Raw genomic sequence first — 14,659 nt, 5'->3', positions numbered from 1 at the left:
GCCCCGGTGGGTGCCCCTGCTTAGCATGGGCGGATGCAGCCGACTCCCGAACACGCATCCGCCCCGCAACCTCCGCAACTCCCCGGCGACGACCGCGAGATCGAGACCCTCGCCGAGTTCGACGCCGTCTGTGGCCGCGGCGCCCTCGCGGGCTGCCGCGTCCAGGCCGTCGACCTGACGGAGCGCACCTCGGCGCTCCTCGCGGCGGACGTCGCGGGCGCCGTCTTCCTCGGCTGCCCGATGCGCGAGGACGCGGCGGCGAAGGTGCGGGCCGGCGGCGCGCTGGTCTTCCCGCCGGTCCCCGGTCTGCCGTTCAACCCCTACCGCGGGCTGCTGTACTCCCCCGACGACCTGTTCGCCGGCCTCGCCGAGGGCGGTTACGAGGCGACGCCGGACTCCCACGCGTACGCCTGGTTCCAGCGGACCAAGGCCGACGGCGACGTCTTCTCGTCGATGCTGCGCGCCATCCACGACGACTCCATCTCCGACGCCCTCGACGAACACCTCGTCGGCGCGCGGGTGGTGGGCGTCATGGGCGGCCACGCGATGGCCCGCGGCACGGACGCCTACGCGGGGGCGGCGCGGCTCGGCCGCGCGCTGGCCCGCACGGGGTTCACCGTCGCGACGGGCGGCGGTCCGGGTGCGATGGAGGCGGCGAACCTCGGCGCCTACGCGGCCGCCTTCGGCGAGGCGATGCTGGACGAGTCCCTCGAACTCCTCGCCAAGGTGCCCTCGTTCACGCCCTCGATCACCGACTGGGCGCGCGCGGCGTTCGCGGTGCGCGAGCGCTGGCCGACCGGCGGCTCCTCGGTGGGCATCCCCACCTGGTTCTACGGCCACGAGCCGCCGAACGCGTTCGCCTCGCACCTGGGCAAGTACTTCGCCAACGCCACCCGCGAGGACGGTCTCCTGGCCCGCTCGAACGCGGGCGTCGTCTTCCTGCCGGGCGCGGCGGGCACGGTCCAGGAGGTCTTCGACAACGCGACCCCCAACTATTACGGTTCCCGCGGCGAGCCCACTCCCATGGTCCTGGTCGACCGCACCCACTGGACCGAACACCTGCCGGTGTGGCCCCTGTTGCAGTCACTGGCCAAGGACCGCCCGATGGCGTCACGGATCGCCCTGGTGGACCGCGTGGAGGACGCACCGGACGCGCTGCGCGAGCTCAGCGGGTCGGCGGCGGCGAGCTGACGGGGTCGGGGTGAGCCGACGAGGTCACCCGAACGACGCCCGCTCCAGCCAGAAGTCGAGCAACTCCCGCTCCCCCAGCACCTCCACGCGCCCGCTCTCCAGCGGCCGTCGGCGGTAGAAGGCGAGCAGCACCTCCGTGAGCGGGCCGCGCAGGGTCACATCCGCCTTCGCGTGCCCGCGCCGCCAGGTGAAGGCGTCCTCGCCGAACTCGATGAGCCACTCGGCGTCGAGGCCGCCGAGTCCGTCGGGGACATCGGTGGCGTGCAGGTGGATGCTGCGGCCCGCGCCCCTGAGTTCGACCGCGCTGTCGTCGGGGTCGGTGCGCTGGGCGAGGGCGACGAGGTCCAGCCATTCGTCGATGGCGTCGGCCGCGACGTCCGGCTCGGCCTCGTACGCGGCGCCGGTGGTGAGGGCCGCGTCCGCGCGGTGGATCAGCAGCTCGTGCGTCATGCGCCGGGCCCAGAACCCGGCTCGGCGGTCGCCGCTCCAGGACCAGACGGGGGCGTCGGGGCCCGCGGCACGAAAGGTCTCGGCGCCGAGCTCGGCGGTACGGGCCAGCCAGGCGTCGAGGGCGACCGGATCGTCGCCCGCGGGCCCTTCGCACTCCGGGATGTCCTCTTCCGGGATGTCCCGCTCGGCGCGGGTCGCGACCAGCCGCTCACTCCAGCGCACCGCGCCGCCGGTGTGCCGGACGAGCTCGGCGAGCGTCCAGTCGGGGCAGGTCGGTACGGTGGCCGAGAGGTCCGCCCCCTTCAAGGCCGCTCTCAACAGGTCGATCTGCCGGGCGACTTCGTCGCAGTACCGCCCGTGGCTCAGTGAGGTCATGGGCGAACAGTAGATCGATCTTTGCGGGACGGCACCCGCATTACGGCCGAGGGCTCGGCACCCGCATCACGGCCAAGGGGCCGGCACCCGCCTTATGGCCGAGGGCTCAGCGGATCCGCATGACGGCCGACGGCTCAGCCGAGCACCACCACGTCGTCCGCGTCGAACCCGACCCCCACCGTCTCCCCCACCTCCGGCGCCTCGCGCAGCGCGCACGCCGCCTCCAGGCGCGGGCCCTCCTTCGGCTGCAGGCGCACGGCGACATGCGTGCCGCGGAACGTGCGCGCCACCACCTCGCACCGCAGCCCCTCGTCCGGAGCGACGAGCCGCACCCCGGCGGGCCGCACCAAAATCGTGTGCCGCCCGGCGGACGTCCCGGACGGCACCGGGACCGTGCCCCACGCCGTGGCGGCGACCGCGCCCGTCACTGTCGCCTCGATGACGTTGTCGAAGCCGAGGAAGCGCGCCACGAACTCGTCCGCCGGATGCCGCCACACCTGAAGCGGCGTGCCGGACTGGGCGATGCGGCCCTCGCGCATGACGACGACCCGGTCGGCGAGCGCGAAGGCCTCGCCCTGGTCGTGCGTCACGGCTAGCACCGTCGTCCCCAACTCGTCGAAGAGCTCGCGCAGTTCGACGACCAGACGCTCCCGCAGCGAGCGGTCGAGCTGACCCAGCGGCTCGTCCAGCATCAGCAGCCTCGGCCGCGGGGCCAGCGCCCGCGCGAGCGCCACCCGCTGCTGCTCACCGCCCGACAGCGAGGCCACCGCGCGGCGCTGCGCGTTCGGCAGGCCGACGAGCTCCAGCAACTCGGCGACCCGGTCGGCCTGTTCGCCCCGCGACGCGCCGTGCATGCGCAGGCCGAACGCGACGTTCCCCGCCACGTCGCGCTGCGGGAAGAGCTGGTGGTCCTGGAACATCAGGCCCACGCCCCGCTTGTGCGCGGGCACCCCACGCTGGTCGCGCCCGGCGAGCAGCACCTGCCCCGCGTCGAGCCCCTGCAACCCGGCGACCGCCCGCAGCAGCGTCGACTTCCCGCTGCCGCTCGGCCCCAGGACGCAGACGATCTCGTGCTCGGCGACGTCGAGGTCCACGGCGTCGAGCGCGGGCCGCGCCCCGAAACGTACCGTGGCCTCCCGCAGGCTCAGCAAGGCGTCCGTCATCAGAACTCCCCCGTCGTGCGCTCGGTCCTGACGCGTTCGAGGAGCAGCAGGGACACCGCGCACACCACCATCAGGATCGTCGAAAGGGCCATCGCCTGGCCGTAGTTGAGGTCGCCGGCCCGGCCGAGCAGCCGCGCCACGGCGACCGGCAGCGTCGGGTTGTCCGGCCGCGCGATGAAGACGGTCGCCCCGAACTCGCCGAGGGAGACCGCGAAGGCGAACCCGGCGGCGATCAGCAGCGCCCGCCGCACCATCGGCAGGTCGACCTCCCGCCACGCCCGCAGCGGCGACGCCCCGAGCACGGCCGCCGCCTCCCGCAGCCGCCCGTCCACCGCGCGCAGCACCGGCAGCATGGTCCGTACGACGAAGGGCACGCCGACCAGCGCCTGCGCGAGCGGCACCAGGATCCAGCTGGCCCGCAGGTCGAGCGGCGGCTTGTCCAGGGTGATCAGGAAGCCGAAGCCGACGGTCACCGCGGAGACCCCGAGCGGCAGCATGAGCAGCGCGTCGAAGCCGCGGACGAGCCGCCCGGCGCGCCGGGTGAGCGCGGCGGCCGCGAGCCCTCCGATGACGACGGCGATGGCGGTGGCCACGACCGCGTACTGCAGCGAGTTCCCGATCGCCTCGATCGGCGGCACGAGGAAGGCGCCGCCGTCCGCCGAGGTCAGCTCACGGTAGTAGGTGAATCCGTAGCCGTCGGGGCCGTCGAGGGAGCGCTGGATCAGCACCCCGAGCGGCAGCAGGATCAGCAGGGCGACCGTCGCCATGACCGCGCCGAGCAGCGTCCACTGTCCGGCGCCGCGCGGACGGCGCGCCACCGCCGAGGCGTCGACGAGCTTCAGCGCACTCTCGCGCCGCCGCACCGTCCACGCGTGGATCGCGAGGATCAGGCCCACCGCCACGAACTGGACGATGGTCAGGACGGCGGCCGTCGGCAGGTCGAGGAGCTGGGCGGTCTGCCGGTAGATCTCCACTTCGAGCGTCGAATACGCGGGTCCGCCGAGGATCTGCACGACGCCGAAGGAGGTGAAGGTGAACAGGAAGACCATGAGCGCGGCGGCGGCCACCGCGGGGCCAAGGGCGGGCAGCGTCACCGTCCGCCACGCCGTCCAGCGCGAGGCGCCGAGCATCCGCGCGGCCTCCTCCTGGCGCGGGTCGAGCTGGGACCAGAGGCCGCCGACGGTGCGCACGACGACCGCGTAGTTGAAGAAGACGTGCGCGAGGAGGATCGCCCAGACCGTGGTGTCCAGGCGTACCCCCCACAGCTCGTCGAAGAGCCCGCCGCGCCCGATCAGCGCGAGGAACGCGGTTCCGACGACGACCGTGGGCAGCACGAACGGCACGGTGACGACCGCCCGCAGCAGCTGCTTGCCGGGGAAGTCGAAGCGCGCGAAGACGTACGCGCCGGGGAGCGCGATCAGCAGCGTGAGCGCGGTCGAGGCGAGCGCCTGCCAGGTGGTGAACCACAGCACGTGCCGGATGTCGGACTGCCCGAGGACGTCCACGATCCGGCCGAACCGCCAGCCGCCGTCGATGTGCAGCCCGCGCGCGACGATCGCCGTGACCGGGTAGGCGAAGAAGAGCGCGAAGAACGCGACGGGCAGGGCCATCAGGCCGAGCCGCGCCGCACTCCCCGGGCCGGGGCCCCCGCGGGGCTTGGCCTTGGCCGCTACTTCAGTACGAGCGAGGTCCACGACTTGATCCACGGCTCGCGGTTGTCGGCGATCTTCTTCGGATCCATGGTCTGCGGCTTGTCGACCGTGACGCCGTGCTGGGTGAAGAGTTCGGGCAGCTTCGCGCCCTCGCGCACCGGGTTCACGAACATGTTCAGCGGCATGTCCTCCTGGAACTTCTGGCCCGCGAGGAAGTCCAGGAGCGCCTTGCCGCCCTTGGTGTTGCCCGCGTGGCTGAGCAGACCCGCGTACTCCACCTGACGGAAGCAGGTGCCGGTGGCGACGCCGGTCGGCGCCTCCTTGGGCCGCGGCTTGCCGTAGAGCACCTCGACGGGCGGCGAGGAGGCGTAGGAGACGACGAGCGGCCGGTCGCCCTTGGCCTTCTTGCCGCCGGCCGACCCGGAGAACTCCTCGTTGTAGGCCTGCTCCCAGCCGTCGACGACCTTGACGCCGTTGGCCTTGAGCTTCGTCCAGTACCCCTCCCAGCCCTTGTCGCCGTACTTCGCGGCGGTGCCGAGCAGGAAGCCGAGTCCGGGCGACGAGGTGGAGGTGTTCTCGGTGACGAGCAGGTTCTTGTAGGCCGGCTTCGTCAGGTCCTCGAAGGACTTCGGCGGCGCGAGCTTCTTGTCGGCGAAGTACTTCTTGTCGTAGTTCACACAGATGTCGCCGCTGTCGACGGGCGTCACCCGGCTCCTGTCCCCGTCGGCCAGGAACTCCGGCTTGATCTTCTCCGCGCCCTTGACCCGGTACGACTGGAAGAGCCCGTTGTCGAGCGCCCGCGACAGCAGGGTGTTGTCGACGCCGAAGAAGACGTCGCCCTGCGGGTTGTCCTTGGAGAGGATCGCCTTGTTCACGGCGGCGCCCGCGTCGCCGTCCTTGAGGACCCTGACCTTGTACCCGGACCGCTTCTCGAAGTCCTTCAGCACGTCCTTGGAGACGTTGAAGGAGTCGTGACTGACGAGGGTGACGGTCTTGGAGTCGGTCTTCCCCGACCCCCCGTCGGAGCTGCCGCACGCGGAGAGGGCGACGAGCCCGATGCCCACCGCCACCGCGGTGGACGTGACCTTCTTGGTGGTGCTCACTGGATTTCCTCCTGGGTGACCAGGAAGAGACGCGGCCCTGCCCGCGGGCCAAGGGCACGCGGGCAGGACGCTACAGCTTGAGTGATGCCCGAACTTCCTACCCAGAATGACCTGGGCGAGGTTCAGAGGGTCTGCGGCCCACCTGTCCAAGGTGCCGCACTCTCAGCGCTGTGGCGCTCCCCTGTCGGAATATGCAGATGTGTGTACGAGGCGTACGCCCGCACGCCCGTCAGACTACCTCTCGGCCGCGGCGAGCTGTCCGCACGCTCCGTCGATCTCCTGGCCCCGGGTGTCCCGGATGGTGACCGGCACGCCATGGGCGGCGATGGCCTCCACGAACGCCTTCTCGTCCTCGGGCCGCGAGGCGGTCCACTTCGAGCCCGGCGTCGGGTTCAGCGGGATCAGGTTGACGTGCACCGGCTTGCCCTTGAGCATCCGCCCGAGCCGGTCACCACGCCATGCCTGGTCGTTGATGTCCCTGATCAGCGCGTACTCGATGGACAGGCGTCGGCCCGACTTCGCGGCGTACTCCCAGCCCGCGTCGAGCACCTCGCGCACCTGCCAGCGCGTGTTCACCGGGACGAGGGTGTCGCGCAGCTCGTCGTCCGGGGCGTGCAGCGAGATGGCCAGGCGGCACTTGAAGCCCTCGTCGGAGAGCCGGTGGATGGCGGGCACGAGCCCCACCGTCGACACCGTGATCCCGCGCTGCGAGAGGCCGAGGCCGTCCGGCTCCGGGTCGGTGAGCCGGCGGATCGCGCCGGTCACCCGGTTGTAGTTGGCCAGCGGCTCGCCCATGCCCATGAAGACGATGTTGGAGAGCCGCGCGGGGCCGCCCGGGATCTCGCCGTCCCGCAGCGCCCGCATGCCGTCCACGATCTGGTGCACGATCTCGCCGGTCGACAGGTTCCGGTCCAGGCCGGCCTGTCCGGTGGCGCAGAACGGGCAGTTCATGCCGCAGCCCGCCTGGGAGCTGATGCACATGGTCACCCGGTCCGGGTAGCGCATCAGGACGGACTCGACGAGCGTCCCGTCGAAGAGCCGCCAGAGCGTCTTGCGGGTCGTGTCGTCGTCGCAGCTGATGTGCCGCACCACGGACATCAGATCGGGCAGCAGCGCCTCACGCAGCTTCTCGCGCGACCCGGCCGGGATGTCGGTCCACTCGGCCGGGTCGTGCGCGTACCGCGAGAAGTAGTGCTGCGAGAGCTGCTTGGCGCGGAACGGCTTCTCGCCGGTGGCGGCGACGGCTTCCTTCCGCTCGGCGGGCGTGAGGTCGGCGAGGTGCCGCGGCGGCTTCTTGGCTCCGCGGGGCGCGACGAAGGTGAGTTCTCCGGGCTTAGGCATGGTCCTTCCAGTGTCGCAGACATACGAGGAGGGGCCCGCCGCCCTGTGGACAACGGACCCCTCACCCACGAACACGCAGGTCAGACGGTGTGCACCTCAGCCTGACCCGACGAAGAGAACGAGCAGCAGCCACACCACGGGCGCCGTCGGAAGGAGCGAGTCCAGACGGTCCATGATGCCGCCGTGGCCCGGCAGCAGCGTGCCCATGTCCTTGATGCCGAGGTCCCGCTTGATCATCGACTCGCCGAGGTCGCCGAGCGTCGCGCTCGCCGCGACCGCGAAGCCGATCACCAGGCCCTGCCACCACGCACCGTCGTCGATGAGGAACTGCAGGCAGAGCGCGCCCGCCGCCATCGCGAAGGTGACCGCGCCGACCAGGCCCTCGCGGGTCTTGCCGGGGCTGATGCGCGGCGCCAGCTTGTGCTTGCCGAAGCGCCAGCCGATCGCGTACGCCCCGGTGTCGCTGACCACGGTCAGGAGCAGGAAGGTGAGCACCCGGTACGGGCCGTCGTCGGCGGTGAGCATCAGCGCCACGAACGTCGCGAGGAACGGGACGTAGAAGGCCGCGAAGACCCCCGCCGTGACGTCCTTCAGATAGCCCTCGGGCGGCTCGGTCATCCGCCAGACGAGGACCGCGAGCGCGGTCAGGGCCATCGCGACCCACGCGCCCTCGGTGCCGCGCACATAACCGGCGACGACCATCGCCGCGCCGCCCACCGCGAGCGGCACGAGCGGCGCCTTGATGCCCTTGCGCTCCTCCAGCCGCGAGGTGAGCTCCCAGAGGCCGACGACGACGGCCACCGCTATGACGCCGATGAAGACGGCCTTCACGATGAACAGCGACGCGACGATCACCGCGCCGAGTCCCACACCGACTCCTATGGCCGCCCCGAGGTCGCGTCCCGCGCTCTTCTTCTGCGGGGCGGCCGGGGCCGGCTGCGGCTGTGGTGCGCTGGGCATGGGCTCCTGCGAGGGCTCGTCACGGAACAGGGGGCCGCCCATCCGAGTGGCCCCCCGGCCGTCGTCCTGGTGTGAGCCGGTCACGGGTACGTCGGGCACGATGGGCATGGGCTGCGTCTCGGACGGAAACAGCGCGTCCTGCGCATCGTACGCGGGACCTGGCGGGGTCGCCCCCTGACCGGGTCCCTGGTCGGGCGGCCCCCAATACCCGGCTCTGGGCGGCGCCCCCCAGGAAGAGTCGTTCACGAATCGGTTCCCTGATTCCTCGGACTCGAGCCTCAGACTTCGAGCAGCTCGGCTTCCTTGTGCTTGAGCAGCTCGTCCACCTGCGTGACGTACTTCGCGGTGGTGTCGTCGAGCTCCTTCTCGCCGCGGCGGCCCTCGTCCTCGCCGATGTCGCCGTCCTTGATCGCCTTGTCCAGGGCCTCCTTGGCCTTGCGACGGATCGAACGGATCGAGATCTTGGAGTCCTCGGCCTTGGTCTTGGCGACCTTGATGAACTCCTTGCGGCGGTCCTGGGTCAGCTCGGGGAACGTCACCCGGATGATGTTGCCGTCGTTGCTCGGGTTGACGCCGAGGTCGGAGTCGCGGATCGCCTGCTCGATGTTGCGCAGCGCGCTCTTGTCGAACGGGGTCACCACGGCCATCCGCGGCTCGGGCACCGAGAACGAGGCCAGCTGGTTGATCGGCGTCAGCGCGCCGTAGTAGTCCGCCACGATCTTGTTGAACATCGCCGGGTGCGCACGGCCGGTGCGGATCGCGGCGAAGTCCTCCTTGGCGACCACGACGGCCTTCTCCATCTTCTCCTCGGCCTCGAGGAGGGTCTCTTCGATCACCACTTGCTCCTGCGTGTCTTGAGTAGGCCCGGCTAGCACGGGGCGGCCGGCTGCGTCGCGTCTCTTTCCTGCACGGTGTCCGACCGGCAGGGCTTTGTCCATCCCTCTCAAGTGACGTCTCGCGCCCGTCGCTTGAGGCAGGCCCAGGTCCCTGGGGTCAGGCCCGGTTTCCCTGGTCGCCCACGAGTGTGCCGATCTTCTCACCCTTGACGGCCCGGGCGATATTGCCCTCGGAGAGCAGCTCGAAGACCAGGATGGGCAGCTTGTTGTCCCGGCACAGCGTGATCGCGGTCATGTCGGCGACCTTGAGGTCGCGCGTGATGACCTCGCCGTAGCCGAGGGCGTCGAACTTCACCGCGTCGGGGTTGGCCTTGGGGTCGGAGTCGTAGACGCCGTCCACGCCGTTCTTGCCCATGAGCAGCGCCTCGGCGCCGATCTCCAGGGCGCGCTGCGCGGCGGTGGTGTCGGTGGAGAAGTACGGCATGCCCATGCCCGCGCCGAAGATGACCACACGGCCCTTCTCCAGGTGGCGCACGGCACGCAGCGGGATGTACGGCTCCGCGACCTGGCCCATCGTGATGGCGGTCTGGACGCGGCAGTCGATGCCTTCCTTCTCCAGGAAGTCCTGCAGGGCGAGGCAGTTCATGACGGTGCCGAGCATGCCCATGTAGTCCGAGCGGGCCCGGTCCATGCCGCGCTGCTGCAGCTCGGCGCCGCGGAAGAAGTTGCCGCCGCCGATGACGGCGGCGACCTGCGCGCCGTCCCGTACGACCGCCGCGATCTCACGGGCGATGGCGTGCACCACGTCGGGGTCGACCCCGAGGCCGCCTCCTCCGGCGAACGCCTCGCCGGAGAGCTTCAGCAGAAAGCGTCCGGCAACTTTGTCGTCGTCACTCTTCGAGTCGGCCTTGGTGGTCATGTGGTTCTCGCTTCTCTTACTTGGCACACATGCGAAGAAGGCCACTGCCGGCGGGGGTGTCGTTCGCATCCCATGCTCGGCAGTGGCCTCCTCGTCAGATCCTGCGGTCGTACGTCGCGCACGAGGACCGTGCGCGGGCGACCGCTGTCGACCCTAGCGGGGTCTACCGTCGATCGCGGTACGGACTCAGATGCCGACCTTGATGCGCGAGAAGCGCTTCAGGGTGACACCGGCCTCGGCGAGAACCTTCTCGACCGACTTCTTGTTGTCCAGCGCGTACGGCTGGCCGAGGAGGGTGGCCTCCTTGAAGAAGCCGTTGACGCGACCCTCGACGATCTTCGGGAGGGCGGCCTCGGGCTTGCCCTCGGCGCGCGTGGTCTCCTCGGCGACGCGACGCTCCGACTCGACGACGTCCGCCGGGACGTCCTCGCGGGAGAGGTACTTCGGCGCGAAGGCGGCGATGTGCTGGGCGATGCCCTTGGCCACGTCGGCGTCGGCCTTGTCGAGCTCGACGAGGACACCGATCTGCGGGGGCAGGTCGGGCATCGTGCGGTGCATGTACGCGGCGACGTACGCACCCGAGAACTGCGCGAAGCGGTCCAGGACGATCTTCTCGCCGAGGTTGGCGTTGGCCTCGTCGACGTACGCCTGGACGGTCTTGCCGGCCTCGATCTCGGAGGCGAGCAGCGCCTCGAGGTCGGCCGGGGAGGTCTTGGCGATGTGGGCGGCGAGGTTGTTCGCGACGGCCTGGAACTTGTCACCCTTGGCGACGAAGTCCGTCTCGCACTTCAGCTCGACGATGACACCGGAGGTGTTGTCGTCGGCGATGAGGGAGACCACGGCGCCGTTCTCGGCGGAGCGGCCCTCGCGCTTGGCGACGCCCTTCTGGCCCTTGATGCGGAGCGCCTCGACGGCCTTGTCGACGTCGCCCTCGGCCTCGTCGAGCGCCTTCTTGCAGTCCATCATGCCGGCGCCCGTGAGCTCACGGAGCTTCTTGACGTCGGCGGCGGTGTAGTTCGCCATGATCGAAATTTCTCTCTCGGAGTCTGAAAGATCTACGAAGGTCTACGGGTGAACGGCGGGGGCCGATCGGGCCCCCGCCGTCACTCACCGAACCTGAGGTCAGGCCTGCTCGGCGTCCGCGGCGGCGGCGGGGGCCTCGGCCTGCTCGGCGGCGGCGGCCTTCTCCGTCTCGGCGGACTTCTGGACCTCGACCTCGGCCTCGGCCTCGGCGGCCTTCGGCTCCTCGGCCTTGGCGTCCTCGGAGTCCGCCTTCTTCTCGCCCTCGAGCAGGTCGCGCTCCCACTCGGCCAGCGGCTCGCCCTGGGCCTTCTCGCCCGGCTTCGAGTCGCCGGTGGCGACGCCGGAACGGGCGATGAGGCCCTCGGCGACGGCGTCGGCGATCACGCGGGTGAGCAGGGTGACGGAGCGGATCGCGTCGTCGTTGCCCGGGATCTTGTAGTCGACCTCGTCGGGGTCGCAGTTGGTGTCGAGGATGGCGACGACCGGGATGTTGAGCTTCCGGGCCTCACCGACCGCGATGTGCTCCTTCTTGGTGTCCACGATCCAGACGGCGCTGGGCACCTTGGACATCTCGCGGATACCACCGAGGGTCTTCTCCAGCTTGGCCTTCTCGCGCGAGAGCACGAGAAGCTCCTTCTTGGTCAGACCGGAAGCGGCGACGTCCTCGAAGTCGATCTGCTCGAGCTCCTTGAGGCGCTGCAGACGCTTGTAGACGGTCGAGAAGTTGGTGAGCATGCCGCCCAGCCAGCGCTGGTTGACGTAGGGCATGCCGACGCGGGTGGCCTGCTCCGCGATGGCCTCCTGCGCCTGCTTCTTCGTGCCGACGAACATGACCGTGCCGCCGTGGGCGACGGTCTCCTTGACGAACTCGTAGGCGCGGTCGATGTACGACAGCGACTGGAGCAGGTCGATGATGTAGATGCCGTTGCGCTCCGTGAAGATGAAGCGCTTCATCTTCGGGTTCCAACGACGGGTCTGGTGACCGAAGTGGACGCCGCTTTCCAGCAGCTCCCGCATCGTGACGACGGCCATGGCCGTTCTCCTTGAGAATCTCGGTTGTGCCGCGTGTGCCGGACGGCACTCGCGCCTGACGCCCGCAGTGCGCCTTGCCCACGAGGGACCGAGGGGCGCTGACACCGGCTTTTTCATGGCCAGGTGCCGGGGCGTGCGAAGTCGACCCGGTGACCCGGATCGCCACCAGAAGTGTACGGGACCCACGGGGTGGCAGGTGACGCCGCCGTCGGGGTACGGCACACGGCCGGGTGACGGCGTTGTCCACAAGTGCCGGGCCGTCCACAGATCCGGACCATGATCCCCACGGCGGAGCCCGGCGGAGGACGGTTCTCCCATGCGCCTGGAACTGTTGCTGCCCGCGTTGGCAGCCCTGCTCGCCACCGTCCTGCCCCCGCGCGCGGTCCCGCCCGCGCCCCTGCCGTCGGCCACCGTCCGGCCGGTCGGCGTCCGCCCGCCGGTCGTCCGCGCCTGGGACCCGCCCGCGACGCCGTACGGGGCGGGCCACCGCGGCGTGGACCTGACCGCGCCGCCGGGCGGTCCGGTACGGGCGGTGGCCGCGGGCCGGATCGCCTTCGCGGGGCGGGTGGCGGGCCGGGGCGTGGTCTCGGTGGAGCTGGACGGCACGGGCGATCCGCCGCTGCGCACGACGTACGAGCCGGTGCGCGGGTCGGCCTCGCTGAAGAAGGGCGCGCGGGTGGCGGCCGGCGAGGTGGTGGGCACCCTGGAGTTCCCGACGGGTCACTGCCCGGGGAGTTGTCTGCACTGGGGCCTGCGCAGGGCAGGGACCTATCTGGATCCGCTGAGCCTGCTGTCCCCGCGGCTGCGGCACCGCGGCCCGTCCCGGCTCCTTCCGGTGCACACCGACGTGCACACCGACGTGCACGCCGGCGGACGAGGCCTCAGCCCCGGACGCCCCGCAGAGCCATGGCCACCGCCGCCTCGGTGATCGCGGTGGGGTCCTCGGCGGCGCCCAGCTCGATCCGCCGCACCGCCGCGTCCACGATGCCCTGCAGCAGCATCGCCGCCATCCTCGGCTGCCCGTGGCCCAGGCTCTCCAGGGCCTCGACGATCATGGCGATGAGACCGCCGTGCGCGGCGCGGATCTTCTCCCGCGCCCCCGCGTCGAGCTCGCTCGCGGAGATGGCGACCACGGCGCGGTGGCGCCGGTCCCCCACCAGAGCCAGCTGCCGGCGCACATACGCCTCGACCTTGCCCTCGGCCGACTCCGCGCGCTCCATCGCGGCCGACACCTCCGCCGCCCAGACGGGGAAGTCGACCTCGCACAGCTCTTCCACCACGGCGGCCCGCGACCGGAAGTACTCGTACACGGACGACCGGGCGAGCCCGGTGCGCTCGGCGAGGGCGGGGAAGGTCAGCGCCTCCGTACCGCCTTCGGACAGCAGGGAACGCGCGGCGTCCAGCAGGGCGCCGCGCTGCATCGACCGGTGCTCGGCCACTGAGGCCGCTCGAATCCTTGGCACGGCTCCACCTTACGGACGGGGCGCCGCGCACGGGAGCCGCCGCCGTGCGCCCACCGCCGGAGGCAGGGACGATTCAGCGCGCTCAGCGTCCAAAACTCGCCAGCTTCGCCCTCAGCTGCAGCACGGATTTGGTGTGGATCTGGCTCACCCGGCTCTCGGTCACCCCGAGGACGTTGCCGATCTCGGCGAGGGTGAGGCCCTCGTAGTAGTAGAGCGTGACGACGGTCTTCTCGCGCTCCGGCAGGGTGTTGATCGCCCGTGCCAGCAGCCGTCGCAGCTCCCGGTCCTCGGCGACCTCCACGGGGTTGTCGGCCGCGTGGTCCTCGAGCGTGTCCATCAGGCTGAGCCGGTCGCCGCCCTCGCCGCCGACGTGCAGCAGCTCCTCCAGGGCCACCACGTTCGCCAGCGACAACTGGCTGAAAACCGCGTGCAGTTCTTCCAGCGCGATGCCCATCTCCGCGGCGACCTCCGCCTCGGAGGGGGTGCGCCGCAACTGCGCCTCCAGGGTGGCGTAGGCCCGCTCCACGTTGCGCGCCTTCTGCCGTACGGACCGGGGGATCCAGTCGAGCGCCCGCAGTTCGTCGATCATCGCCCCGCGGATGCGGGTGATCGCGTACGTCTCGAACTTGATGGAGCGCTCGATGTCGAACTTCTCGATCGCGTCGATCAGCCCGAACACCCCGGACGAGACGAAGTCGGCCTGCTCCACGTTGGGCGGCAGCCCCACGCTGACCCGCCCCGCCACGTACTTCACCAGCGGCGAGTAGTGCAAAATCAGCTGCTCCCGCAGCCGCCCGTCACCCGTCTCCTTGTACGAACGCCACAACTCGTCCAGCGACGAGGGCGCGGGGGGCCGCTCCTGCTCGCCGCTACGGGCGGCGGGGGGAACCGCTGCCCGGTCGGACCCTGAGGTGTGCTGGGGCATTCGTCGCCTTGAGCCGTTCTGCCGTGAACTGGTGAGGTCGGGGGATCCCGTGCGGTCGCGCGACGCGGGGAGGTCGCGTGAACCGGTGGGATCGCGGGGTTCGGGGAGGTCGCGCGAGCCGGTGGGGGCGCCGGTGTCGCTCGGTTCGGTGCGGTGGGGAGTGTGCGTGGGGTGAATGAGGTCGTCCGCCTGATTGCCTGTCCGTGCCGGAATCCACGTGAGCGTA

General features: G+C 70.9%; 14 protein-coding genes. 2 read left to right on the top strand and 12 right to left on the bottom strand.

Annotated features, from left to right (window positions below):
* Positions 1-33 precede the first annotated feature (33 nt).
* Positions 34-1,191 (top strand): LOG family protein, encoded by a 1,158-nt coding sequence (locus ACZ6CV_RS26630; RefSeq protein WP_469253177.1) that lies wholly within the window; start codon positions 34-36, stop codon positions 1,189-1,191.
* A 24-nt stretch (positions 1,192-1,215) separates the two neighbouring features.
* On the opposite strand, the gene ACZ6CV_RS26625 is transcribed toward ACZ6CV_RS26630, so the two are convergent.
* From ACZ6CV_RS26625 to rpsB, 10 genes are all read right to left on the bottom strand, one after another.
* On the bottom strand, positions 1,216-2,016 hold the full coding sequence (locus tag ACZ6CV_RS26625; RefSeq protein WP_469253176.1) for a maleylpyruvate isomerase family mycothiol-dependent enzyme: 801 nt from the start codon (positions 2,014-2,016) through the stop codon (positions 1,216-1,218).
* Between the two features lie 134 nt (positions 2,017-2,150).
* Positions 2,151-3,179, bottom strand: coding sequence for an ABC transporter ATP-binding protein (locus ACZ6CV_RS26620; RefSeq protein ID WP_469253175.1), 1,029 nt, complete (start codon positions 3,177-3,179; stop codon positions 2,151-2,153).
* Positions 3,179-4,873: an ABC transporter permease gene (locus ACZ6CV_RS26615; protein WP_469253174.1), complete on the bottom strand. Its 1,695-nt coding sequence runs from the start codon at positions 4,871-4,873 to the stop codon at positions 3,179-3,181. Before ACZ6CV_RS26615 ends, ACZ6CV_RS26620 begins: the two co-directional genes overlap by 1 nt.
* The gene (locus tag ACZ6CV_RS26610) at positions 4,849-5,934 is read right to left on the bottom strand and encodes a thiamine ABC transporter substrate-binding protein (protein ID WP_469253173.1); all 1,086 of its coding nucleotides are present in this window, start codon (positions 5,932-5,934) and stop codon (positions 4,849-4,851) included. Before ACZ6CV_RS26610 ends, ACZ6CV_RS26615 begins: the two co-directional genes overlap by 25 nt.
* Positions 5,935-6,168: 234 nt before the next feature.
* A complete protein-coding gene (gene rlmN, locus ACZ6CV_RS26605) occupies positions 6,169-7,275 on the bottom strand; it encodes a dual-specificity RNA methyltransferase RlmN (protein ID WP_362374083.1) in 1,107 nt (368 codons plus the stop codon).
* A 96-nt stretch (positions 7,276-7,371) separates the two neighbouring features.
* On the bottom strand, positions 7,372-8,481 hold the full coding sequence (locus tag ACZ6CV_RS26600) for a phosphatidate cytidylyltransferase (protein ID WP_362374081.1): 1,110 nt from the start codon (positions 8,479-8,481) through the stop codon (positions 7,372-7,374).
* Between the two features lie 32 nt (positions 8,482-8,513).
* A complete protein-coding gene (frr, locus tag ACZ6CV_RS26595; protein WP_355811774.1) occupies positions 8,514-9,071 on the bottom strand; it encodes a ribosome recycling factor in 558 nt (185 codons plus the stop codon).
* Positions 9,072-9,228: 157 nt separating this feature from the next.
* Positions 9,229-9,990 carry a UMP kinase gene (pyrH, locus tag ACZ6CV_RS26590; RefSeq protein ID WP_362374079.1) on the bottom strand — a complete coding sequence of 254 codons (762 nt, stop codon included), beginning with the start codon at positions 9,988-9,990 and terminating at the stop codon, positions 9,229-9,231.
* 186 nt (positions 9,991-10,176) lie between these two features.
* The gene (tsf, locus tag ACZ6CV_RS26585; protein ID WP_358773920.1) at positions 10,177-11,013 is read right to left on the bottom strand and encodes a translation elongation factor Ts; all 837 of its coding nucleotides are present in this window, start codon (positions 11,011-11,013) and stop codon (positions 10,177-10,179) included.
* Positions 11,014-11,112: 99 nt separating this feature from the next.
* A complete protein-coding gene (gene rpsB, locus ACZ6CV_RS26580; RefSeq protein WP_469253172.1) occupies positions 11,113-12,045 on the bottom strand; it encodes a 30S ribosomal protein S2 in 933 nt (310 codons plus the stop codon).
* Positions 12,046-12,361: 316 nt separating this feature from the next.
* On the opposite strand from rpsB, the gene ACZ6CV_RS26575 reads away from it, so the two are divergent.
* Positions 12,362-12,973 carry a murein hydrolase activator EnvC family protein gene (locus ACZ6CV_RS26575; RefSeq protein WP_469253171.1) on the top strand — a complete coding sequence of 204 codons (612 nt, stop codon included), beginning with the start codon at positions 12,362-12,364 and terminating at the stop codon, positions 12,971-12,973.
* Here the strand turns inward: ACZ6CV_RS26575 and ACZ6CV_RS26570 are convergent.
* Together ACZ6CV_RS26570 and whiG are read right to left on the bottom strand one after the other, a co-directional pair.
* Positions 12,927-13,484: a TetR/AcrR family transcriptional regulator gene (locus tag ACZ6CV_RS26570; RefSeq protein WP_355812014.1), complete on the bottom strand. Its 558-nt coding sequence runs from the start codon at positions 13,482-13,484 to the stop codon at positions 12,927-12,929. The two genes, ACZ6CV_RS26575 and ACZ6CV_RS26570, sit on opposite strands and share 47 nt — an antisense overlap.
* A 106-nt stretch (positions 13,485-13,590) precedes the next feature.
* Entirely contained in the window at positions 13,591-14,433 is an 843-nt protein-coding gene (gene whiG, locus ACZ6CV_RS26565; protein WP_355811761.1) for an RNA polymerase sigma factor WhiG, read from the bottom strand.
* Positions 14,434-14,659 lie beyond the last annotated feature (226 nt).

Source organism: Streptomyces sp. NPDC041713 (genome assembly GCF_055591085.1).
This window is presented reverse-complemented; position numbering and strand designations above follow the sequence as displayed.